The organism is Nocardia arthritidis NBRC 100137 (genome assembly GCF_001612765.1).
GTDB classification, from domain to species: domain Bacteria; phylum Actinomycetota; class Actinomycetes; order Mycobacteriales; family Mycobacteriaceae; genus Nocardia; species Nocardia arthritidis.
Window position 1 is genome coordinate 82,755 of the sequence record NZ_BDBB01000015.1, and the last position, 25,840, is coordinate 108,594.

Annotated in this window: 30 protein-coding genes; 6 read left to right on the forward strand and 24 right to left on the reverse strand. The window is 70.7% G+C overall.

Features of this window, described 5'->3' with window-relative positions; genetic code table 11:
- Positions 1-10 precede the first annotated feature (10 nt).
- From NA8_RS12375 to NA8_RS12415, 9 genes are all read right to left on the reverse strand, one after another.
- Positions 11-763 (reverse strand): amino acid ABC transporter substrate-binding protein, encoded by a 753-nt coding sequence (locus NA8_RS12375; protein ID WP_063050523.1) that lies wholly within the window; start codon positions 761-763, stop codon positions 11-13.
- A gap of 181 nt (positions 764-944) precedes the next feature.
- On the reverse strand, positions 945-1,463 hold the full coding sequence (locus tag NA8_RS12380; protein WP_063050524.1) for a TM2 domain-containing protein: 519 nt from the start codon (positions 1,461-1,463) through the stop codon (positions 945-947).
- Between the two features lie 251 nt (positions 1,464-1,714).
- A complete protein-coding gene (gene lgt, locus NA8_RS12385) occupies positions 1,715-2,863 on the reverse strand; it encodes a prolipoprotein diacylglyceryl transferase (RefSeq protein WP_245663795.1) in 1,149 nt (382 codons plus the stop codon).
- A complete protein-coding gene (locus NA8_RS12390; RefSeq protein ID WP_063050525.1) occupies positions 2,860-3,126 on the reverse strand; it encodes a hypothetical protein in 267 nt (88 codons plus the stop codon). Before NA8_RS12390 ends, lgt begins: the two co-directional genes overlap by 4 nt.
- Before the next feature lie 20 nt (positions 3,127-3,146).
- Positions 3,147-3,947, reverse strand: coding sequence for a tryptophan synthase subunit alpha (trpA, locus tag NA8_RS12395; protein ID WP_063050526.1), 801 nt, complete (start codon positions 3,945-3,947; stop codon positions 3,147-3,149).
- Entirely contained in the window at positions 3,944-5,209 is a 1,266-nt protein-coding gene (gene trpB / locus NA8_RS12400) for a tryptophan synthase subunit beta (RefSeq protein WP_063050527.1), read from the reverse strand. Before trpB ends, trpA begins: the two co-directional genes overlap by 4 nt.
- Positions 5,206-6,024, reverse strand: a complete 819-nt coding sequence (trpC, locus tag NA8_RS12405; protein WP_062970871.1) for an indole-3-glycerol phosphate synthase TrpC — start codon at positions 6,022-6,024, stop codon at positions 5,206-5,208. The genes trpB and trpC overlap by 4 nt, the downstream gene beginning before the upstream one ends.
- Positions 6,025-6,207: 183 nt before the next feature.
- Positions 6,208-7,032, reverse strand: a complete 825-nt coding sequence (locus NA8_RS12410; protein WP_084466731.1) for a TIGR02234 family membrane protein — start codon at positions 7,030-7,032, stop codon at positions 6,208-6,210.
- Entirely contained in the window at positions 7,029-8,588 is a 1,560-nt protein-coding gene (locus NA8_RS12415) for an anthranilate synthase component I (protein ID WP_063050528.1), read from the reverse strand. Before NA8_RS12415 ends, NA8_RS12410 begins: the two co-directional genes overlap by 4 nt.
- A gap of 188 nt (positions 8,589-8,776) precedes the next feature.
- Between NA8_RS12415 and NA8_RS12420 the strand changes: the two genes are divergently transcribed.
- The 4 genes from NA8_RS12420 to NA8_RS12435 all read left to right on the forward strand — a co-directional run bounded on the left by NA8_RS12420 (position 8,777) and on the right by NA8_RS12435 (position 10,979).
- Positions 8,777-9,088, forward strand: coding sequence for a hypothetical protein (locus tag NA8_RS12420; RefSeq protein WP_063050529.1), 312 nt, complete (start codon positions 8,777-8,779; stop codon positions 9,086-9,088).
- Between the two features lie 159 nt (positions 9,089-9,247).
- Positions 9,248-9,703 (forward strand): peroxiredoxin, encoded by a 456-nt coding sequence (locus NA8_RS12425; RefSeq protein ID WP_063050530.1) that lies wholly within the window; start codon positions 9,248-9,250, stop codon positions 9,701-9,703.
- Positions 9,704-9,764: 61 nt separating this feature from the next.
- The gene (locus tag NA8_RS12430) at positions 9,765-10,319 is read left to right on the forward strand and encodes a hypothetical protein (protein WP_063050531.1); all 555 of its coding nucleotides are present in this window, start codon (positions 9,765-9,767) and stop codon (positions 10,317-10,319) included.
- Between the two features lie 201 nt (positions 10,320-10,520).
- On the forward strand, positions 10,521-10,979 hold the full coding sequence (locus NA8_RS12435) for a MarR family winged helix-turn-helix transcriptional regulator (RefSeq protein WP_084466743.1): 459 nt from the start codon (positions 10,521-10,523) through the stop codon (positions 10,977-10,979).
- A 12-nt stretch (positions 10,980-10,991) separates the two neighbouring features.
- On the opposite strand, the gene hisI is transcribed toward NA8_RS12435, so the two are convergent.
- The 6 genes from hisI to NA8_RS12460 all read right to left on the reverse strand — a co-directional run bounded on the left by hisI (position 10,992) and on the right by NA8_RS12460 (position 14,461).
- Positions 10,992-11,339 (reverse strand): phosphoribosyl-AMP cyclohydrolase, encoded by a 348-nt coding sequence (hisI, locus tag NA8_RS12440; RefSeq protein ID WP_063050533.1) that lies wholly within the window; start codon positions 11,337-11,339, stop codon positions 10,992-10,994.
- A gap of 42 nt (positions 11,340-11,381) precedes the next feature.
- Positions 11,382-11,504, reverse strand: a complete 123-nt coding sequence (locus NA8_RS35520) for a hypothetical protein (RefSeq protein WP_281199015.1) — start codon at positions 11,502-11,504, stop codon at positions 11,382-11,384.
- A 110-nt stretch (positions 11,505-11,614) separates the two neighbouring features.
- Positions 11,615-12,388, reverse strand: a complete 774-nt coding sequence (hisF, locus tag NA8_RS12445; protein ID WP_063050534.1) for an imidazole glycerol phosphate synthase subunit HisF — start codon at positions 12,386-12,388, stop codon at positions 11,615-11,617.
- A 4-nt stretch (positions 12,389-12,392) separates the two neighbouring features.
- Positions 12,393-13,208 (reverse strand): inositol monophosphatase family protein, encoded by an 816-nt coding sequence (locus NA8_RS12450; RefSeq protein WP_063050535.1) that lies wholly within the window; start codon positions 13,206-13,208, stop codon positions 12,393-12,395.
- Positions 13,205-13,936, reverse strand: coding sequence for a bifunctional 1-(5-phosphoribosyl)-5-((5-phosphoribosylamino)methylideneamino)imidazole-4-carboxamide isomerase/phosphoribosylanthranilate isomerase PriA (gene priA, locus NA8_RS12455; RefSeq protein WP_062970890.1), 732 nt, complete (start codon positions 13,934-13,936; stop codon positions 13,205-13,207). The genes NA8_RS12450 and priA overlap by 4 nt, the downstream gene beginning before the upstream one ends.
- 63 nt (positions 13,937-13,999) lie before the next feature.
- On the reverse strand, positions 14,000-14,461 hold the full coding sequence (locus NA8_RS12460) for a MarR family winged helix-turn-helix transcriptional regulator (protein WP_063050536.1): 462 nt from the start codon (positions 14,459-14,461) through the stop codon (positions 14,000-14,002).
- A gap of 99 nt (positions 14,462-14,560) precedes the next feature.
- Here NA8_RS12460 and NA8_RS12465 point away from each other — a divergent pair, with 99 nt between their 5' ends.
- Complete coding sequence (locus NA8_RS12465; RefSeq protein WP_063050537.1) at positions 14,561-15,079, forward strand: nuclear transport factor 2 family protein; 519 nt, start codon at positions 14,561-14,563, stop codon at positions 15,077-15,079.
- Here the strand turns inward: NA8_RS12465 and NA8_RS12470 are convergent, their stop codons facing one another.
- A complete protein-coding gene (locus NA8_RS12470; protein WP_063050538.1) occupies positions 15,080-15,583 on the reverse strand; it encodes a hypothetical protein in 504 nt (167 codons plus the stop codon).
- Positions 15,584-15,925: 342 nt separating this feature from the next.
- On the opposite strand from NA8_RS12470, the gene NA8_RS12475 reads away from it, so the two are divergent.
- Positions 15,926-16,387, forward strand: coding sequence for an Rv1363c family protein (locus NA8_RS12475; protein ID WP_063050539.1), 462 nt, complete (start codon positions 15,926-15,928; stop codon positions 16,385-16,387).
- A gap of 42 nt (positions 16,388-16,429) precedes the next feature.
- Here the strand turns inward: NA8_RS12475 and hisH are convergent, their stop codons facing one another.
- The 8 genes from hisH to NA8_RS12515 all read right to left on the reverse strand — a co-directional run bounded on the left by hisH (position 16,430) and on the right by NA8_RS12515 (position 25,798).
- Entirely contained in the window at positions 16,430-17,065 is a 636-nt protein-coding gene (gene hisH / locus NA8_RS12480; protein WP_063050540.1) for an imidazole glycerol phosphate synthase subunit HisH, read from the reverse strand.
- Entirely contained in the window at positions 17,062-17,676 is a 615-nt protein-coding gene (hisB, locus tag NA8_RS12485) for an imidazoleglycerol-phosphate dehydratase HisB (RefSeq protein ID WP_040866019.1), read from the reverse strand. The genes hisH and hisB overlap by 4 nt, the downstream gene beginning before the upstream one ends.
- A 45-nt stretch (positions 17,677-17,721) precedes the next feature.
- Positions 17,722-18,855, reverse strand: coding sequence for a histidinol-phosphate transaminase (locus NA8_RS12490; protein WP_063050541.1), 1,134 nt, complete (start codon positions 18,853-18,855; stop codon positions 17,722-17,724).
- Entirely contained in the window at positions 18,852-20,189 is a 1,338-nt protein-coding gene (gene hisD / locus NA8_RS12495) for a histidinol dehydrogenase (RefSeq protein WP_063050542.1), read from the reverse strand. The genes NA8_RS12490 and hisD overlap by 4 nt, the downstream gene beginning before the upstream one ends.
- Before the next feature lie 253 nt (positions 20,190-20,442).
- Positions 20,443-22,074, reverse strand: coding sequence for a serine/threonine-protein kinase (locus NA8_RS12500; protein ID WP_084466732.1), 1,632 nt, complete (start codon positions 22,072-22,074; stop codon positions 20,443-20,445).
- A gap of 99 nt (positions 22,075-22,173) precedes the next feature.
- The gene (locus NA8_RS12505; RefSeq protein ID WP_439957382.1) at positions 22,174-23,988 is read right to left on the reverse strand and encodes a penicillin-binding transpeptidase domain-containing protein; all 1,815 of its coding nucleotides are present in this window, start codon (positions 23,986-23,988) and stop codon (positions 22,174-22,176) included.
- Positions 23,973-24,839, reverse strand: a complete 867-nt coding sequence (locus NA8_RS12510) for an arylamine N-acetyltransferase family protein (RefSeq protein WP_063050603.1) — start codon at positions 24,837-24,839, stop codon at positions 23,973-23,975. The genes NA8_RS12505 and NA8_RS12510 overlap by 16 nt, the downstream gene beginning before the upstream one ends.
- Before the next feature lie 68 nt (positions 24,840-24,907).
- A complete protein-coding gene (locus NA8_RS12515) occupies positions 24,908-25,798 on the reverse strand; it encodes an alpha/beta hydrolase family protein (RefSeq protein ID WP_245663796.1) in 891 nt (296 codons plus the stop codon).
- Positions 25,799-25,840 lie beyond the last annotated feature (42 nt).

The window sequence follows — 25,840 nt, forward strand, 5'->3', positions numbered from 1 at the left end:
ACGATGTCGGCTACTGGCTGACGTCGGTCCCGAAATACTTCTCGGAGATCTTCGCCAGCGTGCCGTCGGCGCGCAGCTGGTTCAGCGCGTTGTCCACGTCGGTGATCAGCGCGTCGCCCTTGCGCGCCGCGAACGCCTGCTTGCTCACCGATCCGGTCCGGGCGGCGATCTTCACGCTGGTGTCACCGGTCTTCTCGGTGTACTCGGCGACGGCCAGGTTGTCGTTGACGGTGGCGTCCACGCGGCCGTTCTTCAGCAGCTGGATGGCCTGCACGAATCCCTCCACGGCCTCGACCTTCGCGCCCGCGTCGGTGGCGACCTTGCTCCAGTTGCTGGTGGCCGACTGCGCGCAGGTCTTCCCGGCGAGGTCGGCAAGCCCGGTGACGGCGTTGTCGTCGCTACGGGTGACGATCACGCCCGCCGAGGTGGTGTAGGGCGCCGACAGCGCGTATTTCGCCGTGCGCTCGTCGTTCACGGTCACCTGATTCGCCACCAGATCGAAGCGCTTGGACTCCAGGCCCGCGAAGATGGCGTCCCATGGCGTCTGCACGAATTCGACCTTCTTGCCGAGTTTGTCGCCGACCGCTCGGATCACCTCGACGTCGTAGCCGGTGAGCTTGCCGTCGGAGCCCTGGAAGCTGAACGGGGTGTAGGTGCCCTCGGTCCCGACCTTCAGCACGTTCGGGTCGCTACCGCCGCACGCGGTCAGCCCTGTGGCGGCGAGTATTGCGAGCACGGCGGCGGCGAACAACCTACGGCGCACGGAATCCCTCTCTTCGGTGCGTGGAGTTCCACACACGGCACGCGAATCCCGGTCATGCTACGCCCGGACCGCCGCGAGCGACAGTATCGCGATCATGGTGCGCGGAAGAGTTGCGCTCGGTGATCTTCGCGCTGTGACCGGAAGGCGGGCACCCCGCTCCCGCCTCCCGGGTTCGCCGAGATCAGTCGCGCAGCGGGCGGCCGTTGCTGTCCGGCACCTTGCCGGTGAGCATCAGGACGCCATCGACGATGCCCCAGATCCAGCCGACGGTGAAACAGGTGAGGATGCCGACGACCAGCTGAGCTACGCCCAGGCCGGTGTATCCGAGGTAGAAGCGGCCGACGCCGAAACTGCCCAGGAAGATCTGCAGGAGCCCCGCGACGAGCTTCTGCTTGTCCGACAGCGGTACACCGAAAGGGTCACGGCCCCAGGGCGCCTCCGGATCGTTGGGGTTGTAGCCCTGCGGCGCGACCGGGTAGGGGCCTGCCGGGTAGCCCCCGGGCTGTTGACCGTACGGATCGGCGGGCTGGCCGTAAGGATTCGACGGTGGGCTGTACTGCGGCTGGCCGTAGGGGTCCGAGGGCGCGCTGTAGGGCGGCCGGCTCTGCGCGTCCAGCGGCTTGGTCAGATCGGGACCGGTGCCGGGCGGGCCGTACTGCGGGCCACCGGGATCCGGATTCTGCTGGTAAGGGTCGGTCACTCAGATCCTCCTCGGTCGTGCGGGCACCCTCTGGTCGGCCCCCGGTCCTCCTGGATCGCCGAACTGCCGTTCCTCGACGATCACGAGCCATTGTCACGGGGATCGACCTGGTTGTCGCCCCCGTGGCATTCGGCCCCGCGCACAGTTATCGCAGCGGGTCGCCCGAACGTTGCCGCCGCGGCCCTTCTGTGCCGACGATGCTGGGTCGGGTCGAGAACCGCGCCCGTCGGCGTCCCGGCCGCGCCGGGCGATCAGTTCTTGTCGGAGGCCGACTTTCCCGAATCGGCCTTCTCCGCGGCGGTACGGGAGGACTCCTCGGCCTCGCCCGCCTGCTGCCCGTTCGGTTCCGCCGCGCCGGACTCGGCATCGAGCACCGGGGTCCCGGACGCCGGTGCGTCGACGCCGGTCGTGGATTCGCCGGTCCGCGAGGGCTTCCCGGGCGCCGTCCCGGCCGCCCGCAGGGCACGGATCTGCCACGGCCACGGCCGCGGGCTCGCGGCTGGTTGCAGCTGCTCGGGCGTTTCGCGGCCCTTCGTCGCGAACACGAAGTAGGCGATCGCGGCCAGGAAGACGACCGCGGAGGTGAACGAGTTGATCCGGATGCCAGCGATCTTCGTCGCCTCGTCGGCGCGCATCAGCTCGATGAAGAACCGACCGAAGCAGTAGCCGGCGACGTACAGCGCGAACAGGCGGCCGTGCCCGATCCGGAAACGCTTGTCCACGTATACGAGCAGGACGACGACGAGCACGTTCCACAGCAGTTCGTACAGGAAGGTGGGATGCACGATCTTGTCGACCACGCCGGTGGAGGCGCCGTTCATCATGTCGAGCCTGCCGTCGTCGCCCACCCGCCGGTAGATCTCCAGGCCCCAGGGCAGGTCGGTCTCGCGGCCGTACAGTTCCTGGTTGAAGTAGTTGCCGAGCCTGCCGATGGCCTGGGCGAGCAGGACCGGCGGGGCGACCGCGTCGCCCAGGGCGGGCAACGGGATCCGGTACACCCGGCAGCCGATCCACGCCCCGATGCCGCCGAGCAGCACCGCGCCCCAGATGCCGAGCCCGCCTTGGTAGATCTTCAGCGCGTCGACCGGATTTCCGTCCGCGCCGAAGTACTTCTGCCAGTCGGTGGCCACGTGGTAGAGCCTGCCGCCGACCAGGCCGAACGGCACCGCGAACATCGCGACGTCCAGGATCGCGCCGGGCTGCCCGCCGCGTGCGCGCCAGCGCCGTTCGCCCCACCAGATCGCGACGACGATGCCGAGGATGATGCACAGGGCGTAGGCCCGCAGCGGGAACGGCCCGAGCTGCCACACGCCCCGCGCGGGGCTGGGGATATAGGCCAGCAGGGCGCCGCTGACGCCGCCGTCGGCCAGGACACTGTCTGCGAGGACTCGTAACGTCACGGGGTCACCGTAGCGGAGAAGCTTCGCCGCCACGCGGGCAGCGCACCGCCCTTGTCGTGGTGAGGCGTGCCATCGCGAAGCCCCGCCCACCGGTAGCGCCGCGAGATCCCCGTGGTTGCGGTGAGCGCGGCCGAGCGCACTCCCGTGACTTGCACGTCCTTCGACAGGAACCGCGCCATCCGCTGCACCGGCTTGTCCGCGTCCGGTTCGCCGGACGGGATCGCCGGTCTCGTGTCACAGCGGCGGGGCCGGGCCGATTTCACCGCCCGGCCGAACCGCCTTCCTAGGACGACACGGTGGCCGAGCGCACGCCTTCGGCGAGTTCCGCCGTCAGTGCCCGCACGGCATCGAGACCCTGTCCCGCCGCGCTCACCAGCGCCGAGCCGACGATGACGCCATCGGCGAAGGACGCGATCTCGGCGGCCTGCTCGCCCGAGCGGACGCCGAGGCCGACCCCGATCGGGATGTCGGAGTGCGTCCGGATCCGCGCGCACAGCGCGGGCGCGGCCGAGGACACCACGTCGCGCGCGCCGGTCACGCCCATGGTCGATGCCGCGTAGACGAAGCCGCGGCTGGCCTCGAGCGTTTTCACCAGGCGCTCCTCGGTGGACGACGGCGCGACCAGGAAGATGCGGTCCAGGTTGTGCGTGGACGAGGCGACGAACCAGTCGTCGGCCTCTTCCGGAATCAGGTTCGGGGTGATGATGCCCGCGCCGCCCGCAGCGGCCAGATCCCGCGCGAAGCGATCCACGCCGTACTTGAGCACGGGGTTCCAGTAGCTCATCACGACGGCCTTGCCGCCCACGCCGGTGATCGCCTCGACCACCGTGAACACGTCGCGCACCCGCACGCCGCCGCGCAGCGCCTGCTCGGCGGCGGCCTGGATGGTCGGGCCGTCCATCACCGGATCGGAGTAGGCGACGCCGACCTCGATGATGTCGCATCCGGCTTCGACCATGGCGCGCACGACCTCGATCGAACCGGCCAGATCGGGGTAGCCCGCGGGCAGGTAGCCGATCAGCGCCGCGCGGCCTTCGGCGCGGCAGGCGGCGAAGGTGTTCGCCAAGCGGGACTGCTGGCTCACCGGCCCTCCTCCTTCGGCTCGTCGAACAGCCCGAACCACCGCGCTGCCGTGTCCATGTCCTTGTCACCGCGGCCCGAGAGGTTCACCAGGATGACCGCGCCGGGGCCGAGTTCCTTGCCCAGTTGCAGCGCGCCGGCCACCGCGTGCGCCGACTCGATCGCCGGAATGATGCCCTCGGTGCGGCTGAGCAGCAGCAGCGCGTCCATCGCCTCGGTGTCGGTGATCGGCCGGTACTCGGCGCGGCCCACGTCCTTGAGGTAGGCGTGCTCCGGGCCGACACCCGGATAGTCCAGGCCCGCCGAAATGGAATGCGACTCGATGGTCTGGCCGTCCTCGTCCTGCAGCAGGTACGAGTAGGCGCCCTGGAACGCCCCGGGCGTGCCCCCGGTGAAGGTGGCCGCGTGCCGGCCGGTGTCGACGCCGTCACCGGCCGCTTCGTAGCCGATCAGCCGGACGTCGGTGTCGTCGAGGAACGCGTGGAAGATGCCGATGGCATTGGATCCGCCGCCGACGCAGGCGACGACCGCGTCGGGCAGCCCGCCGGTGGCGGCCTGCACCTGGGCGCGAGCCTCCATGCCGATGATGCGCTGGAAATCGCGCACCAGCATCGGGAACGGGTGCGGGCCCGCGGCGGTGCCGAAACAGTAGTAGGTGTCGTCGGCGTTGGTCACCCAGTCGCGCAGCGCCTCGTTGATGGCGTCCTTGAGGGTCTGCGAACCGGAGGTCACCGAGATCACCTCGGCGCCGAGCAGGCGCATGCGCGCCACGTTCAGCGCCTGGCGGGCGGTGTCGACCGCACCCATGTAGACGACGCAGTCCAGGCCGAGCAGCGCGCAGGCGGTGGCCGTGGCGACGCCGTGCTGGCCCGCGCCGGTCTCCGCGATCACCCTGGTCTTGCCCATCCGCTTGGCGAGCAGCGCTTGGCCGAGCACGTTGTTGATCTTGTGCGAGCCGGTGTGGTTCAGGTCTTCGCGCTTGAGCAGGATGCGCGCGCCGCCCGCGTGCTCGGCCAGGCGCGTGCACTCGAACACCGGCGACGGGCGCCCGGTGTAGTCACGCTGCAGCCGGTCCAGTTCGTTGAGGAAGGATTCGTCGATCCGGGACTTCTCGTATTCGGCGGTCACCTCCTCGATGACCGCCATCAGGGCCTCGGGGACGTGCCTGCCGCCGTAGACGCCGAAGTGCCCGCCCACGTCGGGCTCGTGGCCGCTACGCTGGGCGACGCCGTCACTGGCCTGTGGTACCGCTGCCACGCCGGTCACCGGCCCCGCCGTGCCGGCTTCGGGCAGGACGGGTGGGTGCCCGCGGTCACCAGTTCCGAGACCGCCGCGCGGGGGTCGCCACTGGTCACCAAGCCCTCGCCGACGAGAACGGCGTCCGCGCCCGCGCCCGCGTAGGCCAGCAGGTCGGCGGTGCCGCGGATGCCGGATTCGGCGATCCGGATCACCTCGGTGGGCAGTCCGGGCGCGATCCGCGCGAACACGTCGCGGTCGACCTCGAGCGTCTTGAGGTTGCGGGCGTTCACACCGATCACCGACGCGCCCGCCTCCAGCGCGCGGTCGGCCTCCTCCTCGGTGTGCACCTCGACCAGCGCGGTCATGCCCAGCGACTCGGTGCGGTCGATCAGGGAGGACAGCACGTCCTGCTCCAGTGCCGCGACGATCAGCAGGATGACGTCCGCGCCGTGTGCGCGCGCCTCGTGGATCTGGTAGGGGCCCACGACGAAGTCCTTGCGCAGGATCGGGATGTTCACCGTGGCGCGGACCGCGTCCAGGTCGTCGAGCGACCCGTTGAAGCGGCGGCCCTCGGTGAGCACGCTGATGATCCGCGCGCCGCCGTCCTCGTAGGACTTGGCCAGGCTCGCCGGGTCCGGGATGTCCGCCAGCTCGCCCTTGGACGGACTTGCTCGCTTGACCTCGGCGATCACGCCGATGCCGTCCTCGAGCAGCGCCGCGCGGGCGTCCAGCGGCGCGGGCGCGGCCGCGGCGGCCGCCTTGACCGCCTGGAAGTCGAGAAGGGCTTCCCGAGCGGCCACATCCGCGCGGACCCCGTCGAGAATCGAGTCGAGTACCGTCATCTGGCTCGAATCCTTTCTGGGGAGACGGACTTGCTACCTGAGAATCCCCCCAGGCGCTGTCTCACCGATGCTGACAAAGAATAAATGGACCTACCGGGCGCGGATGCGCCGGGGCCGGGGTTGAACCATGTGGAAGGGCTCCGCGCAAGGTGGCACCCGCCACACCCGCCGCGCGGAAACAGCTCAGCGGCCACGTCGGTCCGCCTCACCGTGCTCCGGGTCCTCCGGGCCCGACGGCCCGGCAGCGGGCTCGTCGGTCGGGTCGGTCCCCGCGTCCAGCGCGTCCCACAGCACGCGCTCGGACAGCTGGGGCGAGGACACATCGTCCGGGGACTGCGCGCGCCGCTGCGTCACCTCCGCGGTGGCGGCCGCGCGCCGGAAGACCGGGTTGTCGTACTTGCCGGACATCGGTGCCGCCTCGGCGGGCATCCGAGCCAGCAGCGCGCCCGCGCCGAACGCGGCGAGCGCGCCGAGCAGCGCGAGCACGGCCGGGAACGCCGACGTGGTCGCCGTCTCCACCTGGGCGCGCGCCGGGAGCTCGGCTAGTGTCGCGGCCCGCTCGGTGATCTTGCCGGAATCGGTCAGCAGCGCGAACGCGGGCACCGCGGCCACCGCCGCGACCAACGCGATCAGCACGCCGACCACGCGGCGCAACCAGCCCCGGGTGGCCAGCACGGCCGCGATCGAGGCGAGCAGCACCAGCGCCAGCGGCGTGAGCGCGCCGAACCACACCCCGCCGTCGAGATGATCGGTGCGGGGCTGGGTGAGGCCGTCGGAAGAGGTGACGGTCACCCAGGTCATCCGGGACGAGGCCCACAGCGCGGCGGCGGCCACGGCAAGCAACGCGACCGGGGCCACGGGGTATTTCCGGCGCGAATCGCTTCCCGGGTCCGGCGACTCGGTGCGTGCGGCGGAATCCGCTGCGGCTGGACCGGATTCCGGCCCGCCGGTCTCCGGGGCGGACTCTCGCGCCCGGTTCGGTTCGTCTTCGGGATGGGCAGCTGTCATAGCGGTCCGCCGTCCGCCGCATCCGGCTCAGTGCCGTAGGCCCGCACCGTTCCGGCCGCCGCGACCGCCTTCAGCACCGCCATCGCCTTGTTGCGCGACTCCACGTCCTCGTATTCCGGATCAGAGTCCGCGACCACGCCCGCACCGGCCTGCACGTAGGCCGTGCCGTCCTTCAGCAGCGCGGTGCGGATGGCGATCGCGGTATCGGCATCACCGGCGAAGTCCAGGTACCCGACGACGCCGCCGTAGACGCCGCGCCGGGTCGGTTCGAGTTCCTCGATCAGTTCCATCGCGCGCACCTTGGGCGCACCGGACAGGGTGCCCGCCGGGAAGCACGCCCGCACCGCGTCCAGCGCGATCCGGCCGGGCGCCAACCGGCCCGACACCGTGGACACCAGGTGCATCACATGGCTGTAGCGCTCGATGTGCCGGTACTCGGTGACCCGCACGGTGCCCGGCTCGCACACCCGGCCCAGGTCGTTGCGGCCGAGGTCGACGAGCATGAGGTGCTCGGCGTTCTCCTTCTCGTCGGCGAGCAGGCCCTTCTCCAGCAGCAGGTCCTCCTCCTCGGTGCCGCCCCGCCAGCGGGTGCCCGCGATCGGATGGGTCGTCGCCACACCGTCTTTCACGGTGACCAGCGATTCCGGGCTGGAGCCGACGATGGAGAACGCGGTGCCGCCCTGGCCGTCCGGGATGTGCAGCAGATACATGTACGGGCTGGGATTGGACGCGCGCAGCATCCGGTACAGGTCGATCGGCGCCCCGTGGTACTCCATCTCGAAACGCTGGGACAGCACCACCTGGAACGCCTCGCCCGCCTCGATCTCCTTGACCAGGCGGCGCACGCCTGCGCCGAACTCCTCGGTGGTGCGCCTGCGCCGGTACCGCGGCTCGGGCTGGTCGAAGACCGACACAGTGGATTCGGCGGGCGCGCCGAGCGCGGCGGTCATCCGGTCCAGCCGGGCCACCGCGTCGTCGTAGGCCTCGTCGACGCGCTCGGCGGTGCCGTTCCAGTTGACCGCGTTGGCGATCAGCGTGATGGCGCCCTCGTGGTGGTCGAACGCGGCCAGGTCGGTGGCAAGCAGCAGGACCATCTCCGGCAGCCGCAAGTCGTCCAGCGCCAGGCTGGGCAGCCGCTCCATCCGGCGCACCGCGTCGTAGCCGAGGTACCCGACCATGCCGCCGGTCAGCGGCGGCAATCCGGGCAAGCGCTCGGTGCGCAGCAGTTCCAGAGTCTCGCGCAGCGCGACCAGCGGATCACCGCCGGAGGGCGCGTCCGCCGGGACGCTGCCCAGCCAGGCCGCCTCGCCGTCCACCACGGTCAGCGCCGACGGGCTCCCCGCGCCGATGAACGACCAGCGCGACCACGACCGGCCGTTCTCCGCGGACTCGAACAAGAAGGTGCCCGCCCGGTCGGCCGCGAGTTTGCGGTAGGCCGACAGCGGAGTCTCGGAGTCCGCCAAGACCTTTCGGGTCACCGGGACCACCCGGTGCTCCGCGGCCAGTTGATGGAACTGTTCGCGGGTCGTGGTGGTGGGAGTGGACGCGCCTGGCATGCACTCATCATCCCAGGCCGGACCGATCGACCGGTGAGCGGTGCCGGTGACGCGGGGCCGGACGCGACAAACGCGACAAATCAGGTCGACCGTCCGGTTCTCACGCGCCCGCCGGAGGTGTGGCGACGCTCACTACACTCGCGGCGTTCCACGTCGCATGCGGTATCCATCTCGAGAGGAGACAACTGATGTACCCCTCGCAATCGGTAGCGCCCGAGGGTCCTCGGCACATCCCGAACCACAGCGTCCCGCGCCCACACGCCCCGCGCCCAGGGGTCACCGGGCATCCGGCCCACTCGCAGGGTGCTCCGAGCAACGCGCTCGCGTCCTTCGTCACCTACGTCAAAGCACTGGAGTCCCTGGACAAGAACCGTTTTCCCGACGAATACGCCGTCCACAGCCACCGCATCAAAGAGCTTCGGCCGTTCCTGCGAGCCCACGGCATCCTCGATGTGATGGCGATCAAGAACCCTGAGGTGGCAGCGCTCATCGGCGCGTAGCCGCCACACCCTCGGCTCGTGCCCGGCCACCGGCGCGGCGATCGGAGCGCAGGCGGCGCCTCGACGGGCACGAGCAACGGAGCGTGGTTTCTCTGACCTCCGCCGCCGGAGAGAGCGGGATACCCGATTCGACCGAGCGCCCCGGTAGGCTTCCCGACTATGCAGCAAGGACAGCTCGCCCCCGCTTTCGAGCTTCCCGATCAGTCCGGCACCCCCCGCTCGCTCGACGCGCTGCTGGCGGACGGCCCCCTGGTCCTCTTCTTCTATCCCGCGGCGAATACGCCCGTGTGCACGGCCGAGGCCTGTCACTTCCGTGACCTCGCCGCCGAGTTCGCCGCACTCGGCGCCACCTGCGTCGGTATCAGCACCGACAACGTGGACACCCAGGCCGGGTTCGCCGACAAGCAGCGTCTCGGTTATCCGTTGCTCTCCGACGCCGACGGCGCCGTCGCCGCGAAGTTCGGCGTGAAGCGCGGACTGCTCGGCAAACTCGCTCCGGTGAAGCGGCAAACGTTCGTCATCGACACCGACCGCACCATTCGCAAGATCATCACCGGCGAGTTGCGCGCCGCGGTGCACGCCGACGAAGCCCTGAACTACCTGCGCACCAAGTAGCCCGCGGCGCGCCGCGGCCGCGCAGCCGCTGCGGGGCGGCGGTGCGGCCTAGGCTGGACCCATGACTTCGACCGAGGTCCAGCCCGGCGAGGGCAAACCCACGGCAGCGGTCTGGCGCACCCGGATCATCGGCGGAGCCGTGCTGCTGGCCGTCCTCGTCGTCCTCTACGTCATCCTGTCCGCGTTCATCCCGCGCTGGTGGGCGCAGCGGGTGGGATCGATGGTGCACGGAAGTTTCGCCAACGGCATCGGCTGGGGCCTGTTCTTCGGCGGGCTCTGCACCACCGTCAGCCTTTTCCTGCTGCTGTTCGCCGTGCTGGTGTGGCGGCGCAAGGCCGGCAGATTCCTCGCCGGTGCGGCCGGGGTCGTCGCGATCCTGTTCGCGCTGCCCAACCTGATGACGCTGACCATCGTGCTCGGCAACAGCAGCGCCGCCCACGCGGGCGAGCGGATCCTGGATGTCGACGCGCCCGCCTTCCGTGGCGCCTCGCTCACCGGCGCCGTCATCGCGACACTGCTGTTCCTGCTCGCGGTAGCGCTGTTGCTGCTGCGCCGGTGGCGGCGCACGCACCCGCGCCGACCGAAGACCGAGGAGACGCCCGCGAGCGGCGTGTGAGTGAACTCACGTCGTGCGGCATCTTTGTGACGGCCGAGCGAAGTCGTGGCAAACTCGTTGTCGCGGGTGACTGTGCACAAGCTTCTCGACAATCACTAGGACAACGAACAAGACCACGTCACTTGGCTTGAAAGAAGGCACACAGTGACGAAGTGGCTCGACCCGGTCGAACAACGCGCTTGGCGTGCGATCGTGGCGCTGATGACGCGGCTGCCAGGAGCTCTGGACACCCAGCTCCAGCGCGAGTCCGGCGTGACGCATTTCGAGTACTGGGTACTGACTCTATTGTCGGAGGAACCGGGCCACCGACTGCAGATGAGTGAGCTTGCCCACAAGGCAAATGCATCGCTATCGCGCTTGTCACATGTGGTTTCCAAGCTGGAGCGGATGGGCTGGGCGCAGCGCTCGGCGACGGCGGGACGGCGCGGCGTGCACGCCGTGCTCACCGACGACGGGTACCTGAAGGTGGTCGAGGCCGCGCCGGGATATCTGGCGGCCGTGCGGCACCTGGTCTTCGACGGCTTGGACGACGGGCAGAAGGCCCAGATCGCCGAACTGGGCGGACTGCTGGCCGAGCGGCTCGTCGACGCGCTCGACCAACTCGACCAGCTCGGCGGACTCCCCCCGGCGAGGGACGACCAGCGCCCGAACGGCGGCTAGCCCGCCGCCTGTTCAAGATCGCGGGGCCAAGAGCACGTCCGAGTCGAAGCAGGTGTGCGTCCCCGTGTGGCAGGCCGCCCCCTCTTGATCGACGACCAGCAGGATCGTGTCACCGTCACAGTCGAGCCGCACTTCGTGCACGTGTTGGGTGTGACCGGAAGTCTCCCCTTTGACCCAGTACTGCCGGCGGGAGCGCGAATAGTACGTCGCCTTACGGGTTTCCAGCGTGCGCGCCAGCGCCTCGTCGTCCATCCACGCCACCATCAGCACATCACCGGTGGCGCGTTCCTGCGCGACGGCCGACACCAGCCCGGCGTCGTTGCGCTTGAGACGGGCGGCGATAGCGGGATCTAGACTCATGGCACCGTTATAACAGGGGCGCACGTGGCGCGGAGTACGCGGTCAGCGCACCCGGGAGCGCTGGAGTTCGCCGAGCACCTCCCAGGTGCGCCGCTGGTCCTCCGGGGTGGTCGGATCGGTCTGCGAGAAGACCACCTCCGCCGCGCCCGCCGCGAAGTGCCGCACGCGCCGCCCCGGAGGGTCCCGTCCTGGTCCCCGGCGTGGTCACGGCCCTCATGCCCGATGCGACCGTGCCGCCGCGAAGCGCCTTCCAGCTCGGCGGATTCCGCCAACCCCTACCGGATGACGATCTTCTGCGCCCGCATCGAATCCTTGACCTGGCCGATGGTGAGATCGCCGAAGTGGAACACGCTGGCCGCGAGCACGGCGTCGGCCCCCGCGTGCACGGCCGGAGCGAAGTGCTCGACCGCCCCCGCGCCCCCGCTGGCGATCACCGGGACCGTCACGGCCTCCCGCACGGCGCGGATCATCGGCAGGTCGAAACCGGCCTTGGTGCCGTCGGCGTCCATGGAGTTGAGCAGGATCTCGCCGACGCCGAGTTCGGCGCCGCGCACCGCCCATTCGACGGCGTCGATGCCGGTGCCGCGTTTGCCGCCGTGTGTGGTGACCTCCCAGCCGGAGGGCGTGTCCGGCTGCCCGGCCGGCACGGTGCGCGCGTCCACCGACAGCACGATGCACTGGGAGCCGAAGCGCTCGGACATCTCGCGCAGCACCTCCGGCCGCGCGATCGCGGCGGTGTTCACCGAGACCTTGTCCGCGCCCGCGCGCAGCAGGCGGTCCACGTCCTCGACCGTGCGCACCCCGCCGCCGACGGTGAGCGGGATGAAGATCTGCTCGGCGGTGCGGGTCACCACGTCGATCATCGTGCCGCGGTCGCCGGTGGAGGCGGTCACGTCGAGGAAGGTCAGCTCGTCGGCGCCCTGCGCGTCGTAGAGGGCGGCCAGTTCGACGGGATCACCCGCGTCGCGCAGGTTCTCGAAGTTGACGCCCTTGACCACCCGTCCCGCGTCGACGTCCAGACACGGGATCACCCGTACGGCCAACGTCATTGCCTCACCCTTCCTCCGCGGCCGCCGGATCGGCGACCGTGCAGATCATGTCGAGCAGTTCCTCGTGCACGCCGGGCGCGGCCGCGAGCACGGAGCCGGAGGTGATGGTCCACGGCCTGCCCACCAGGTCGGTGACCACGCCGCCCGCCGCGCGCACCAAGGCGACGCCCGCCGCGTTGTCCCAGGGATGATGCCCGAACACGATCGCGCCGCCGAGCACGCCGGAGGCGGTGAACGCCAGATCGATGCCGGTCGAGCCGTGCATGCGCACCCGGGAGGACAGCCTGCTCAGCGGTCCGAGCAGGTCGAAGCGGAATTGTCCCGGGATGCGACCGTGCGCGTCCACGTTGAACGCGCCGAAACCGATCATCGCCTCGGAGAGCTTCCCGTGCGGCAGCGGCGGCAGCGGCTGCCCGTCCAGCAGCAGAGGGCCCCCGGCCATGGCGGCGTAGCGGCGGCCGAGCAGCGGCAGCCAGGTCAGTCCCAGCACCGGTTCCCCGTCGCGGACCAGCGCGAGCAGCATGCCCGAGAGCGGATGCCCGGAGGAGTAGTTGAATGTGCCGTCGATCGGGTCGAGCACCCAGGCGGTGCCGGAGGCGAGCTGCGGTCCGCCGAATTCCTCGCCGTGCACCTCGATCCCGGTGCGGCGCAGCAACTCGGCGGAGACGGTGCGCTCCAGCTCCAGGTCGAGTTCCGTGGCGAAATCGTTTCGGCCCTTCTCGACCGCGCTCGGCGCGCCGATACCCTCGACGAACCGCGAACGCACCGAATCCAGGACCTCGCTCGCCGCCGCGAGCAGGTTCGACAGTTCCTGGGTCATCTCACCGCGGCCAGCGCCTCGGGCAGGGTGAACCGGCCCGCGTAGAGCGCCTTGCCGACGATCGACCCCTCGACGCCGTCCGGCACGAGTTCGGCGATCGCGACCAGGTCCGCGATGGTGGACACGCCGCCGGAGGCGATGACGGGTGCGTCGGTGGCCGCGCAGACCTCGCGCAGCAGGTCCAGGTTCGGGCCGGTGAGCGTGCCGTCCTTGGTCACGTCGGTCACCACGTAACGCGAGCAGCCGTCGCGCTCCAGGCGCTCGAGCACCTCCCACAGATCGCCGCCGTCGCTGACCCAGCCGCGGCCGCGCAGACGGTACTCGCCGTCGATGATGCGTACGTCCAGACCGACCGCGATGCGCTCGCCGTGCCGGGCGATGGCCTTCGCGCACCAGACCGGGTCCTCCAGCGCGGCGGTGCCGAGATTCACCCGGGCGCAGCCGGTGGACAAGGCCGCCTCGAGGCTCTCGTCGTCGCGGATGCCGCCGGACAGTTCCACCTTGACGTCGAGTTCACCGACCACGCCCGCCAGCAGTTCCCGATTCGAGCCGCGCCCGAACGCCGCGTCCAGGTCGACCAGATGCACCCATTCCGCGCCGGCTTCCTGCCAGGCCAGCGCCGCCTCGCGAGGCGAGCCGTAGCTGGTTTCGCTGCCGGCCTCTCCTTGCACGAGGCGCACAGCCTCTCCGTTGGCGACATCGACGGCGGGTAGCAGCACAAGACTCACGAGAGCAGCCTAGTGGTTACCCGGCCGCGTCCGAGTGCAGGGCCTGGGCGGATGGGACCTCGATCACCGGGGCGGGCCGGCCGCGTGCGCGTCCAGGATGCGAGTCAGCAGCGTGACCAGGCTGTGCCGATCCCGCTCGGAGAAGCCTGCGAGCAATTCGTCCTGGGCGACCTTCAGGCGCTCGTCGAGATCGTCGAGGTGGCGCGCGCCCGCCGTGGTGAGCGTGACGATGTTGCGGCGGCGGTCGGCGGCGTCGGGGTTGCGCTCGACCAACCCGCGCGCGGCGAGATCGTTCATCGCCGCGACCACGTCACTGCGGTCGATACGGGTGCGCCTGCCCAGCTCCGCCTGGCTGGCCGGACCGAACTCACCGAGCGTGGCCAGCAGCGCGTAATGGTGCCGCCGGGAGCCGGTGGGCTCCAGCGCCCGCTCGGTCGCCCGATTCGCCACCAGCGCGACCTGATTGACCAGCCTGGTGGGCAGGACCCGGAGCCGTCCCGCGGCGTCTTCGTGCGCGATGTCCATGCGGCCACTCTAACAAAACTTGTTGGCATCACCCACGATCTGTTACGTTGGATACACCAACGTTGGAATGGCCAACGTTATGTTCGGAAGGCGATTTCGATGCGCAAGATTCGCTCGGCCCTCCCCCTGCTCGCACTCCCCTTGGCTGCCCTGACCGCCGCCTGCGCCTCCGCCACCGCGACCCCCACGCCGGAGGTGCGCGAGATGCTGGACCGCCGGCAGATCGCCGCTCTGGTCGACCGGCTCGGCCGCGCCTTGGACGAGGGCCGCTTCGAGGAACTGCGGGCGATCTATACCCAGGACGCGACCGCGAAGACGCCCGGCGGCACCGCCGAGGGGCGCGAGGCGCTGATCGCCCAGGCGAGCCGCAACCACAGCGACGGCAAACGCATTCAGCACGTGATCAGCAATGTGCTGATCGATCTGCGCGGCGACGCGGCCGACGTGCGGGCCAACTTGATCGCCACCTTCGCACTCGCTCCCTCCGACGGGACGATTCCGCAGCCGCAGTACACCCTCGGCGAGGTCTACCGCTTCGACGCGGTCCGCACCGCCGACGGCTGGCGGCTGACGCGGGTGCAGACCACCCCGGTCTGGTCCACCGGCACCCTTCCGTGATCAGCGGGTGGCGAGCACGCGTGCGCGGTAGCAGGTCAGGGCGGCGAGCACCGCGCACAGCGCTGTCACCGCGGCCGCCGCGATCCGCAAGCCCTGACCGATCTGGAATTCCGTCGCCGCGCGTTCGATCTCGGCGAGCGTGTGCGCGTTCCGGTCGTCGAACAGGATCGACGCCCGCGGCCACTGGTAGAGGATCGACAGCAGCAACTGCCCGCTGAGCAGAGCTGCCAGGGAGAGACCGAGCCATCGCCGTCCGATCCGGTACGCCAGCGAGGCCGCGCCCGCTACCAACGCGCACAGCGTCAGCGCCGCGCCGAGCGGGCGCATGACGTCGCCGACGGCGACGACGCTCATGAATCGCTCGGTGAGTTCCAGCGATTCGGGGATGTCGCGAAAGATGTTGGGATACAGCAGCAGTGTCTCCGCGGCGGTCGTCCCGAACGCGAAGCACGCGACCACCGCGTAACCGGTGATCACCGTCAGCGGAACAGTGACGCTTCTCATAACGGCCTCCTCGTATCGACCGTAGAACCTGGCGGCCACCGGCGAATCCGGAGCGAGCCCCCATGGACGGGTCAGGGTCTACCCCGAGCTCCCGGCTGTTTCGTCGGCATGGGTCGCAACACCCGGCTGGCGAGAGGCGCCCGGTTGCCCCAACCGGTCGAGCACTCGACTCGCGACAGCGGGCGGCCGTGACCCGTCGTCGACCGCGGCGGCACGAGACCGGCGGGACGCAACCGGGCAACGTGCCGCAGGCGACGCCCGCCGCGGGATCGGCGCGGACGGTATCGTCTCCGCTCGGCGATCATCCCCGGTCGCCGCTTCCCTTTCGCACCGAGGAAGTGCATGTCACGATTTGAAATCGCTGCCGCCCTGTCGCTTTCGGCAGCAGCCTGCTTCGCGGCCTTCGTCGCCGCACCCGCCGCCAACGCCGCCGCGCCCGAGGAGGCGCGCCTGGCGGGATGCGAATTCGGCTCCGCCGCGGCGACCTACGACTACGCGCGGTTCGGCGAACACGCCCGCCGGATGCTCGACCTCAGCACCGGAGAGTTCCGCGCCGAATTCGAGAGCTTCCGCGCCAATATCCAATCCAGTGCCGAGGCCGCGCACATCCGTGCCGAGGCCAACTCCGCCGACTGTCGCATCGTCTCCGGCGACGACAACCGCGCCGAGGTGGACGTCGACGTGGTGCGGACGGTGACCAGCGATGAGACCGACGGTCTGCCGCAGACCAGCCGCATGGCGATGACCGTGACGGTGGACAACGTCGACGGACGCTGGCTGGTCAGCAAGGTCCGCAAGCACTGACCGCGGCGGCGGTCCCGCGCGCCGCGGTGCGCGGGACCGGCCCTACAGCGAGTTCACCCAATTGCGCAGCAGGTGGGCGCCCGCGTCACCGGATTTCTCCGGGTGGAACTGGGTCGCCGACAGCGCGCCGTTCTCCACCGCCGCCAGGAACGGCACCCCATGCTCGGCCCAGGTCAGCTTGGGCGCGGCGAAGTGCTCACCGGGCGGCAGGTCCCAGGTCTGCGCGGCGTAGGAGTGCACGAAGTAGAAGCGAGTCTGCGCGTCCAGGCCCGCGAACAGCACGCTGTCGGACGGGGCGGAGACGGTGTTCCACCCCATGTGCGGCAGCACCGGCGCCGACAGCCGTTCGACCGTGCCGGGCCATTCGGCGCACCCGTCGCTCTGCTCGCCGAATTCCACACCCCGCTCGAACAGGATCTGCATGCCGACGCAGATGCCCAGTACCGGGCGCCCACCGGCCAGCCGCTGACCGATCAGGCGTTCGCCCCGCACCGCACGCAGTCCCGCCATGCACGCGGCGAACGCCCCGACCCCGGGCACGACCAGTCCGTCGGCGGCGAGCACGGCCTGCGGGTCCGCGGTCACATCGACGCGCGCGCCCGCCCTGGTCAGCGCCCGCTCGGCGGAGTGCAGGTTGCCCGAACCGTAGTCGAGCAGGGCCACCGTTTTCGTGCTCACAGCGTTCCCTTCGTCGAGGGGACCCCGCTCACCCGCGGGTCGAGTTCCACCGCGGCGCGCAGCGCACGCGCCACCGCCTTGAATTCGGCCTCGGTGACGTGGTGCTGATCGCGGCCGTAGAGCACCCGCACGTGCAGCGCGATGCGCGCGTTCAACGCGATCGACTCGAAGACGTGGCGGTTGAGCACGGTGGAGTACGGCGCGCCGGGACCGGACCCGGGAATCACCGTGTGCACCAAGTGCTCCGGCTCTCCGGTGTGCACGCAGTAGGGGCGGCCGGACACGTCGACGGCGGCGTGGGCCAGCGTCTCGTCCATCGGGATGTAGGCATCGCCGAACCGGCGGATCCCCGCCTTGTCGCCCAGCGCTTTGCCGAGCGCCTGACCGAACACGATCGCGGTGTCCTCGACCGTGTGATGCGCCTCGATCTCGGTGTCGCCCTCCGCCCGCACGGTCAGGTCGAAGCTCGCGTGCGCGCCGAGTGCGGTCAGCATGTGGTCGTAGAACGGGACGCCGGTGGCGATCTCGGTCTTGCCGGTGCCGTCCAGATCCAGCTCGACGACGATGCCGGATTCCTTGGTGACCCGCTCCACCCGGGCGGTCCTACTCATGCTCACGTCCAATCGAATTGTCGCCGAAAGCTTTCCGGCGCTGGTTCATCGCGGTGCGAGGTCGCTGCCTGCCAGCAGCCCGCTGACCCGCAGCAGTTCGTCGTTCTCGGCGGCGAGGCCGACCGTGGTGCGCAGATAGCCGGGAATGCCGACGTCGCGGATCAGCACGCCGTGCTCGAGGTAGCGCTGCCAGCTGCGCGCGGCGTCGGCGAAGCGGCCGAACAGCAGGAAGTTGGCGTCGCTGGGGATCACGTCGTATCCGAGTTCTCGCAATGCCGCCGCCACCCGGTCGCGCTGGGCGGCCAGTTCGGCGACGCTGCCGAGGGTCTCGTCGGCATGCCGCAGGGCCGCGCGCGCTGCGGCCTGGGTGACCACCGACAGGTGGTAGGGCAACCGCACCAACAGCATCGCGTCGATCACCGCGGGCGCGGCGACCAGATAGCCCAGGCGTCCACCGGCGAACGCGAACGCCTTGCTCATCGTCCTGGTCACCACGAGCTTCGCGGGGAACCGGTCGATCAGCCCGATGGCACTCGGCTGCGCGGAGAACTCGCCGTAGGCCTCGTCGACCACCACGATGCCGGGCGCGGCCGCGAGAATGCGCGCCAGGTCATACTGCGGGATGCTGTGCCCGGTGGGATTGTTCGGGCTGGTCACGAACACCACGTCCGGCGTGCGCTCGGCGATGGCGGCCAAGGCGTGGTCGATGTCGAGGGAGAAGTCGGCGTTGCGCTCGGCCTCGATCCACTCGGTGTCGATGCCTTCGGAGATGATCGGGTGCATCGAGTACGAGGGCACGAAACCCAGCGCGCTGCGGCCCGGTCCGCCGAATGCCTGCAACAGCTGCTGCAGGATCTCGTTGGAGCCGTTGGCCGCCCAGACGTTGCCTGCCTGCACCGCCACGCCGGTCTGGGTGGTCAGGTACCGCGCCAGGTCGGTGCGCAGCGCGACGGCGTCGCGGTCCGGGTAGCGGTGCAGGTCCGCGGCGGCCGCGCGGATCGACTCGGCGACGTCGTCGATCAGCGCCCGGCTGGGCGGATGCGGATTCTCGTTCGTGTTGAGCTGCACGGGGACCGTCAATTGCGGTGCGCCGTAGGGCTTCTTGCCGCGCAGGTTCTCCCGCAGCGGCAGGTCGTCCAGAGTCAGCTCGGCGCCGGGCGCGCTCACCGCGCGCGTCACGACAGGGCCTCGAAACGCGCCTGCACGGCCTGGCCGTGCGCGGGCAGGTCCTCGGCGTTCGCCAGCGCCACCACGTGGCCCGCGACATCCTTCAGCGCCGCTTCGGTGTACTCCACGACGTGGATCCCGCGCAGGAAGGTCTGCACGCTCAGGCCGGAGGAGTGCCGCGCGCAGCCCGCGGTGGGCAGCACGTGGTTGGAGCCCGCGCAGTAGTCACCCAGGCTGACCGGCGCGTACGCGCCGACGAACACCGCTCCGGCGCTGCGCACCCGTGCCGCGACCGCGGGCGCGTCGGCGGTCTGGATCTCCAGGTGCTCGGCGGCGTAGGCGTTCACCACGCGCAGGCCCTGCTCGATGTCGTCGACCAGGACGGTGCCGGACTGCTTGCCGCGCAGCGCCTCGCTCACCCGGTGGGCGTGCTTGACCACGGTCAGCTGCGCGGTCAGCGCCGCGTCCACCGCGTCGGCCAACTGCTCGCTGTCGGTGACCAGCACGCTGGCGGCGAGCACGTCGTGCTCGGCCTGGCTGATCAGGTCGGCGGCGACGTGCACCGGATCAGCGGTCGCGTCGGCGAGGATGGCGATCTCGGTGGGGCCCGCCTCGGCGTCGATGCCGACCAGGCCGCGGCACAGTCGCTTGGCCGCGGTGACGTAGATGTTGCCCGGCCCGGTGATCAGATCCACCGGCTCCAGCTGCGCGCCGTCGGTGTCGACGCCGCCGTAGGACAGCAGCGCGACGCCCTGGGCTCCGCCGACCGCCCATACCTCCTCGACGCCGAGCAGCTGCGCGGCCGCCAGGATGGTGGGGTGCGGCAGCCCGCCGAACCGCGCCTGCGGCGGTGAGGCCACCACCAGCGAGCCGACGCCCGCGGTCTGCGCGGGTACCACGTTCATCACGACGCTGGAGGGGTACACGGCGTTACCGCCGGGCACATACAGGCCGACCCGCTCGACGGGCACCCAGCGCTCGGTGACGGTGCCGCCCGGCACCACCTCGGTGGTCTTGTCCATGCGCCGCTGATCGGCGTGCACCTTGCGCGCCCGGTCGATGGACTCCTCCAGTGCCGCGCGGACCGCCGGGTCCAGCCGCTCGAGCGCGGCGTCCAGCTCGGCCGCGGGTACCCGCACCGTCGCCGGGATCACCCCGTCGAAGCGCTCGCTGAACTCCAGCGCCGCCGACACGCCCTGATCACGGATCGCCTCGACCACCGGACGCACCTGATGCAGCACCGAGTCCACGTCGACTCCCCCGCGCGGCAGCGCGGCGCGCAGCTCGGCGACGGAGGGAGTACGACCGCGCAGATCGACGCGGGCGAGCTCGATGCGGGATGTCATGTGGTGTCGGTCCTTGTCTCCAGCTGAATCCGCAACAGGAAAGTTGCCGCTACCAGCCTAATGGGCCGACGCAGGCCGTTATCGCCGTGGTCCGGGCGGCCGGGTCGCGAGGCAGCGGTGTGCGCAGGTCCGGCGGTCGGTAGACGCCGTCGGTGCGCCGAACTGTGGCGTTGCTCTCGTCAGGCGGAAGGCGTCGCGCCTGGCGCCGCCGCGACAGCGGCCTCGTCGTCGCTTCCGGACACGGACGCCCGCGTCAACGAGTGTCGCTGTCGATCTGCACGGACCCGTTGCCGGGATTGATCACCCGCAGCGTCACCGACTTGTTCCGGCCGCCGTAGGTCACGCTGGCCACGTTGACGTCCACCGACCCGTCCGCGTTGGTACCGGTACCGCCACCGGCCGTGTCGACGGTGTTGAAGCCGGTGACCCGGTTCTGCGTCCAGTAGTCCTCGAAGGCTTGCTGGCTCCCGTAGACCTGCTGGGCGGCGGGGGTCAGCTGCTTCCAGGCAGCGGAGAGACTCAGGTAGGTGAGGTTGTTGTAGAAGTTCACCACCAGATCGATGGACTGCCGCGAGTCGGCCTTGCCGACGCTCTTCGTCTCCCCCACGGGGACGGCGGCCGACGTCGTGTTGTCGCCGGGGCGCGTGGAGGCGACCGCCGACGAGGTACCGCCCTGCGAGGCGTTGGTGTTCGAGCCTGATGAGCTCAGCATGTTCACCATGATGGCTCCGGCCACTATGACCGCACCGATCAGCGCCCCGATCAGCACCGCGCGCCGTTTCCCTCCCGAGCCCTGCCTCGGCGTCGGGCGCGGCTGCGCCATGGTGCGGGGATGGGCCGCGGTGTCCGGGTGCACGGGCGGCGCGGGCGTGGGACGGGGACGCGGCTGGCGCTCGGTCGGCGTGTAGGGCGCCGAGGCCATCGCCGAGGGCCGCAGCGCGCGGGTCGCCGATTCGGGCTCGCCCGCCCTCGGCCTGGTGAAGGCTTCGCTGGCAGGCACGAACCCGGCGGCCACCGGCGCGGGGCCGGCATCGGCGAACGCTGCGAGGTGGTCGCGTGCGGCCCGCATGCTCGGGCGCTCGCGCGGCTCGGGGCTGAGCAGGTCGAGCAGGAAATCCGTGGCGGGCCCGGCGTTGCGCGGCTCGCTCAGCTGACCGTTGGCGGCGGCGTAGAGCACCGCGAGCGGGTTGGAGCCGGCGCCGTAGGGCGGTTCGCCCTCGAGCGCGTGAAACAGCGTGGCGCCCAGTGCGAACACGTCGGAGGCGGGGCTGGGATCGGAGCCGCGGGCGACCTCCGGCGCGAGGTAGGCGGCGGTGCCGCAGATCAATCCGGTCTCGGTGAGCGTGACGTCGCCCGTCGCGCGGGAGATGCCGAAGTCGGTGATCTTCACCGTGCCGTGATCGTCGAGCAGGATGTTGCCCGGTTTCACGTCGCGGTGCACGATGCCCGCCTGGTGCGCGGCGATCAGCGCCGAGGCGACCTGTTCGCCGATCCGCGCGACCTGGGTCAGCGGCAATGTGCCCTGGGCGCCGATCACCGCGGCCAGGCTCTTGGACTTCAGGTACTCCATCACCAGGCAGGGATCGCCCTCGTGCTCGGTGATGTCGAACACGACGATCGCGTTCGGATGCTGGAAGCGGGCGGCGTTGCGAGCCTCCCGGATGGCGCGCTGGCGCACCACGACGCGTTCGGCCTCGGGCAGGCTCGGCTGGATGTGGATCTGCTTGACGGCCACGGAGCGCTGGAGGCGTTCGTCGACGGCACGCCAGACCACGCCCGTGCCGCCGCTACCAATCCGCTCGACCAGGCGGTAATGCTCCGCGATCAACTGACCGGTATCGATGGCGCCTACTCCGAACCTTCTCGAAATCGTGACATCCCGCATATTGATTACTCACGCGGTCCGGGGATGAGTGTAGCGGGCGCCGGAACACTCGTACGCGTCAGCCGGACCTTTCCGCGGCCCCCGATCGCCCGGAGCGGACTATCCGCGAGCACGCAGCATCCGGCCCGCGGCGTCCACCGCGGGCGCCGAACTGCTCGCGTCGCTGATGAAGACGGCAAATGCCAGGTCGCCGTCGATGCCGACGAACCAGCCGTGGGCGTGGGTGTCATCGATGTACTCCGCGGTACCGGTCTTGCCGAGCAGCCCGGGGAGGTCGCGCAATTGTGTCGCGGTGCCGTCGGTGATCGTCTCGCGCATCATGACTTTCAGCTGGTCGTCGACCTGCGGGGGCAGTGCGTCCGCCGTCCGGTCGGGAGTGCCCGGCTTGCCCGCGACGAGGGTGGGCGCGGGCACGGCGCCGTGGGCGATGGACGCGGCGAGCAGGGCCATGCCGAACGGCGACGCTGTCACCTGGCCTTGACCGATCGCCGACTCCACCCGCAACGCGGAGGTCTCCGCCGCGGGAACTTTTCCGGTGACAGTGGTCAGGCCCGGTGTGACGTAGTCGATGCCGAGTCCGAGCTGCGCGGCGGCTTTCGTCAGGGCATCGGCGGGCAATTGCGCGCCGAGCGCGCCCATCGTCGTGTTGCAGGACCGGGCGAACGCCGTGTGCAGCGGGACCGAGCCGAGTTCGAAGTTGTTGTCGTTGGGGATGCGGCGGCCCTCGATGTCCGCGGTGCCGGGGCAGGGCAGCACGGTGTCGGGCGTCACGGCGCCCGCCTGCAGCGCGGCGGAGACGGTGACGGTCTTGAACGTCGATCCCGGCGGGTAGAGCCCGGTGAGCGCGATCGGGCCCTGCGCGTCGGCGGCGGCGTTCTGCGCGACCGCCACGACCGCACCGGTCGAGGGCCGCAGAGCGACGATCGCGGCGGGCTGGGCGACCGGGTCCAGCGCCGCCTCCGCCGCGCGCTGCAGGCCGAGGTCGAGCGTGGTGGCGATGTCGGCGGTGGGCCTCGGGTCCGTCCCAGCGACGCGCTGGGTGCCCTGCGGGGTCTGGGCGCGCACCGCCCATCCGGCGTTCGCGTCGGCGGACTCCTGCCACAACTCGGCCAGTCCGGACAGCGTCGGAGCGGCCAGCGCCTTGTCGGTCGTCAGCAGCCGGGTCTGCGGCGCGAGGGTGACGCCCGGCAGCGCGATCAGGCGCTCCTGGATCGGGGCGAGGTCCGTCTCGCGCAGGGTGATGGCGGTGATCGGCTTGCCTTGCGCCGCGGCCAGTTCCGTTTGCAGCGACTGCGCGCTCACGCCGGGCGAGAGCGGGCCGAGCAGGTCCGCGACCGCGGCGAGGTCGGTGCCGGGGGCGAGATTCACCAGCGTGACGATCTGCTCGGTCATCAGTTCGCCGCCCGCGGCATCGAGGATGCGCGCCGGTTTCGGATAGACCCTGCTGTAGCTCAACGGCCCGCCGGCCAGGCCAGGGGCGACCGTGGCCGGATCCCACTTCACCCGCCACCCCCTCCCGTCGTCGTGCGCGGCGCCGTTGGTGGTGTAGGTCCACTCGGACTTGCCGTCCCCGCCCAGTTTCCAGGTGGCGGCCAGCGTGAAACTCTCGTCGTCGACCGAGCGGACCTCGTAGCGCACGTCCTTGCCGAGCCCCTCGTAGAGCGCGCCGAGGGTGTCGGAGGCCAAGGCCGGGTTGTCGGTGAGCGCGGCCGCCGCGGCGACGTCGTCCTGGTTCAGCGCCTCGGCGAACTGCCCGGCCACGGTATCGGGTTGATCCGGTCCGGACGAGCAGGCGGCGAGCACGAGCATCGGTGCGGCGAACAGGACGAGGGACTTCCGGTTGGTACGCACGCCGACGACCCTATCGGGCCGGACGCGATGCCGGGCGGGGCTCGATGTCAGTCGCGCGACCACCTGGCCTCCGCCAGCGCGGCGGCGTCGTCGTCGGTGAGGTCGATGTCGAACACCTCGGCGAGGACCTTGGGGAGTTCGGCGGGTTCCAGTTCCCGCGTGTCGCTCGTGCCGTCGGGATACTCGGTGACGAACGTGGTGCCGTCCAGCACGTGGTGCGCGTCCGGGTGGAAGCGCTGCACGTACGGCCGGGTGGTGAAGGGGGAACGCGGCGAAGTCGATACGAAGTGGTTGCCGACGGCGTAGTCGATGCGGTACTGCGGATTCAGTGTGAAGCTGTGCCGGTCCACCCATCCGTCGCGGCCGTATTGGTGCAGCACCCACAGCTGCGAATCCAGCTCACCGCGCGTGCGCTCCAGCCGGAACTTCCACTCCCCCGCCGCGAACTCGCCGGTCTCCGAGGACAATTCGAACGGCGCGAGCGGTCCGGCGCCGAAGCCCACGTCGCACAGCCAGACCCGCTCGTCGTCGGTGGTCGTCACGCGCAGCAACGCGTGGGTGGCGGGCCGCAACCCGGCGCCCGCGCCCATGCTCACCCGCCCGCTCAGCCCGGTGACGCCGAAACCGAGTCGTTCCAGCGCGGCCGCGAACAGTCCGACGTTCTCGTAGCAGTAGCCGCCGCGGCGGCGGCGCACGATCTTGTCCTGCAAGGTCGCCAGGTCGAGGGAAATCGACCGGCCCAGGATGATCTCCAGGTTCTCGAACGGGATGGCGGTGGTGTGCGCCCGCACCAGGTCGTGCAGCGTCCGGACGGTAGGGGCGCGCTCGCCGTCGAAACCGATCCGGGACAGGTAGGCGTCCAGATCGAGATCCGCTCCGTTCCAGTGGTAGGCCGGGTCGGTCGGCTTGCTCATCGCGTCCTCGCTTCGTCGTTGGGTCTTCACGATCAACCGCGCGGGATGACGATCGTGTTCCCGGCGCCTCACGCCGCGCACTTCGCGCCCGCGGGTGCGGGCGGGGCGGTGACGACGCCGTGCGCGACGTCGACGAGGTAGTCGCGGTCCGGGCCGTCGACCGGTTCCGTGCCGAGCAGCAGGCGCTCGACGACGCAGCCGCCTTCGAAGAAGGCCGGGCCGACGCTGTGGTCGCCCGGCGCCACCCGGCCGTTCAGGTCGCGCCCGGTGACGACGGTGTACATGGAGGTGGGCTTGCCCGCGGCGGCCAGCCCCGCGCGCATCTCGACGCTCGTGGCGTAGGGCACCACGTCGTCGGCGGTGCCATGGACGATAAACGCGCGCCGCACGTCCATCCGGGCCGCCAGCAGGGCGGGCGAGCGTTCGGCGTAGGCGAGCGGACAAGCGGCGGGCGGGCAGCCACCCGCGTCACGTTCGATCTGCGCGGGCAGTGCCTCATCCACGGCCACCGCACCCAGCCACATCGTGAAATCGTCTGCGGGACCGTAGTTGTCGACCCAGTAGTCGAACATCCCGCGCGGACCGTGCGCCGCCGCCAGACCGCTGGTGATGCCGCCCTGACTCCAGCCCCACAGCACCGTGCGGGTGATCGAGCCGTGGACCCGGCGGTACCACGCGGTCGCGGCGACGACATCGCGCCAGCCCGCCCACAGATTCCACTCTCCGGTGCGCCACCGGCTGTGAGCGGAGCGTAGATCCATCGACAGGATCGGAGTCGCGGTGCGCCGCGCGATCGAGTCGAGGTAGCCGGCGAAATCCGCCGACGACCCGTCGTGCCCGTGCACCGCGACCACGAGCGCCTCCGCGGTCACGTCCCCCTCGACGCACCGGTAGGGCTCGTACACCCGCCCGGTCGCTTCCTCACCGTCCACGGTCAGCGAGACCGGACGCACCGTCACACCCGTCGCGCAAACTGGATCCGCCGAGACACGCGGCGCGGC

Excerpts from the sequence above, each read along its gene's own strand:
- trpC (WP_062970871.1), bottom strand. The coding sequence starts at position 6,024 with ATGACGGTACTCGACTCGATTCTCGACGGGGTCCGCGCGGATGTGGCC.
- NA8_RS12410 (WP_084466731.1), bottom strand. The coding sequence starts at position 7,032 with ATGACAGCTGCCCATCCCGAAGACGAACCGAACCGGGCGCGAGAGTCC.
- NA8_RS12415 (WP_063050528.1), bottom strand. The coding sequence starts at position 8,588 with ATGCCAGGCGCGTCCACTCCCACCACCACGACCCGCGAACAGTTCCAT.
- NA8_RS12420 (WP_063050529.1), top strand. The coding sequence starts at position 8,777 with ATGTACCCCTCGCAATCGGTAGCGCCCGAGGGTCCTCGGCACATCCCG.
- NA8_RS12425 (WP_063050530.1), top strand. The coding sequence starts at position 9,248 with ATGCAGCAAGGACAGCTCGCCCCCGCTTTCGAGCTTCCCGATCAGTCC.
- NA8_RS12430 (WP_063050531.1), top strand. The coding sequence starts at position 9,765 with ATGACTTCGACCGAGGTCCAGCCCGGCGAGGGCAAACCCACGGCAGCG.
- NA8_RS12435 (WP_084466743.1), top strand. The coding sequence starts at position 10,521 with ATGACGCGGCTGCCAGGAGCTCTGGACACCCAGCTCCAGCGCGAGTCC.
- hisI (WP_063050533.1), bottom strand. The coding sequence starts at position 11,339 with ATGAGTCTAGATCCCGCTATCGCCGCCCGTCTCAAGCGCAACGACGCC.
- hisF (WP_063050534.1), bottom strand. The coding sequence starts at position 12,388 with ATGACGTTGGCCGTACGGGTGATCCCGTGTCTGGACGTCGACGCGGGA.
- NA8_RS12450 (WP_063050535.1), bottom strand. The coding sequence starts at position 13,208 with ATGACCCAGGAACTGTCGAACCTGCTCGCGGCGGCGAGCGAGGTCCTG.
- NA8_RS12460 (WP_063050536.1), bottom strand. The coding sequence starts at position 14,461 with ATGGACATCGCGCACGAAGACGCCGCGGGACGGCTCCGGGTCCTGCCC.
- NA8_RS12465 (WP_063050537.1), top strand. The coding sequence starts at position 14,561 with ATGCGCAAGATTCGCTCGGCCCTCCCCCTGCTCGCACTCCCCTTGGCT.
- NA8_RS12470 (WP_063050538.1), bottom strand. The coding sequence starts at position 15,583 with ATGAGAAGCGTCACTGTTCCGCTGACGGTGATCACCGGTTACGCGGTG.
- NA8_RS12475 (WP_063050539.1), top strand. The coding sequence starts at position 15,926 with ATGTCACGATTTGAAATCGCTGCCGCCCTGTCGCTTTCGGCAGCAGCC.
- hisB (WP_040866019.1), bottom strand. The coding sequence starts at position 17,676 with ATGAGTAGGACCGCCCGGGTGGAGCGGGTCACCAAGGAATCCGGCATC.
- hisD (WP_063050542.1), bottom strand. The coding sequence starts at position 20,189 with ATGACATCCCGCATCGAGCTCGCCCGCGTCGATCTGCGCGGTCGTACT.
- NA8_RS12500 (WP_084466732.1), bottom strand. The coding sequence starts at position 22,074 with ATGCGGGATGTCACGATTTCGAGAAGGTTCGGAGTAGGCGCCATCGAT.
- NA8_RS12510 (WP_063050603.1), bottom strand. The coding sequence starts at position 24,839 with ATGAGCAAGCCGACCGACCCGGCCTACCACTGGAACGGAGCGGATCTC.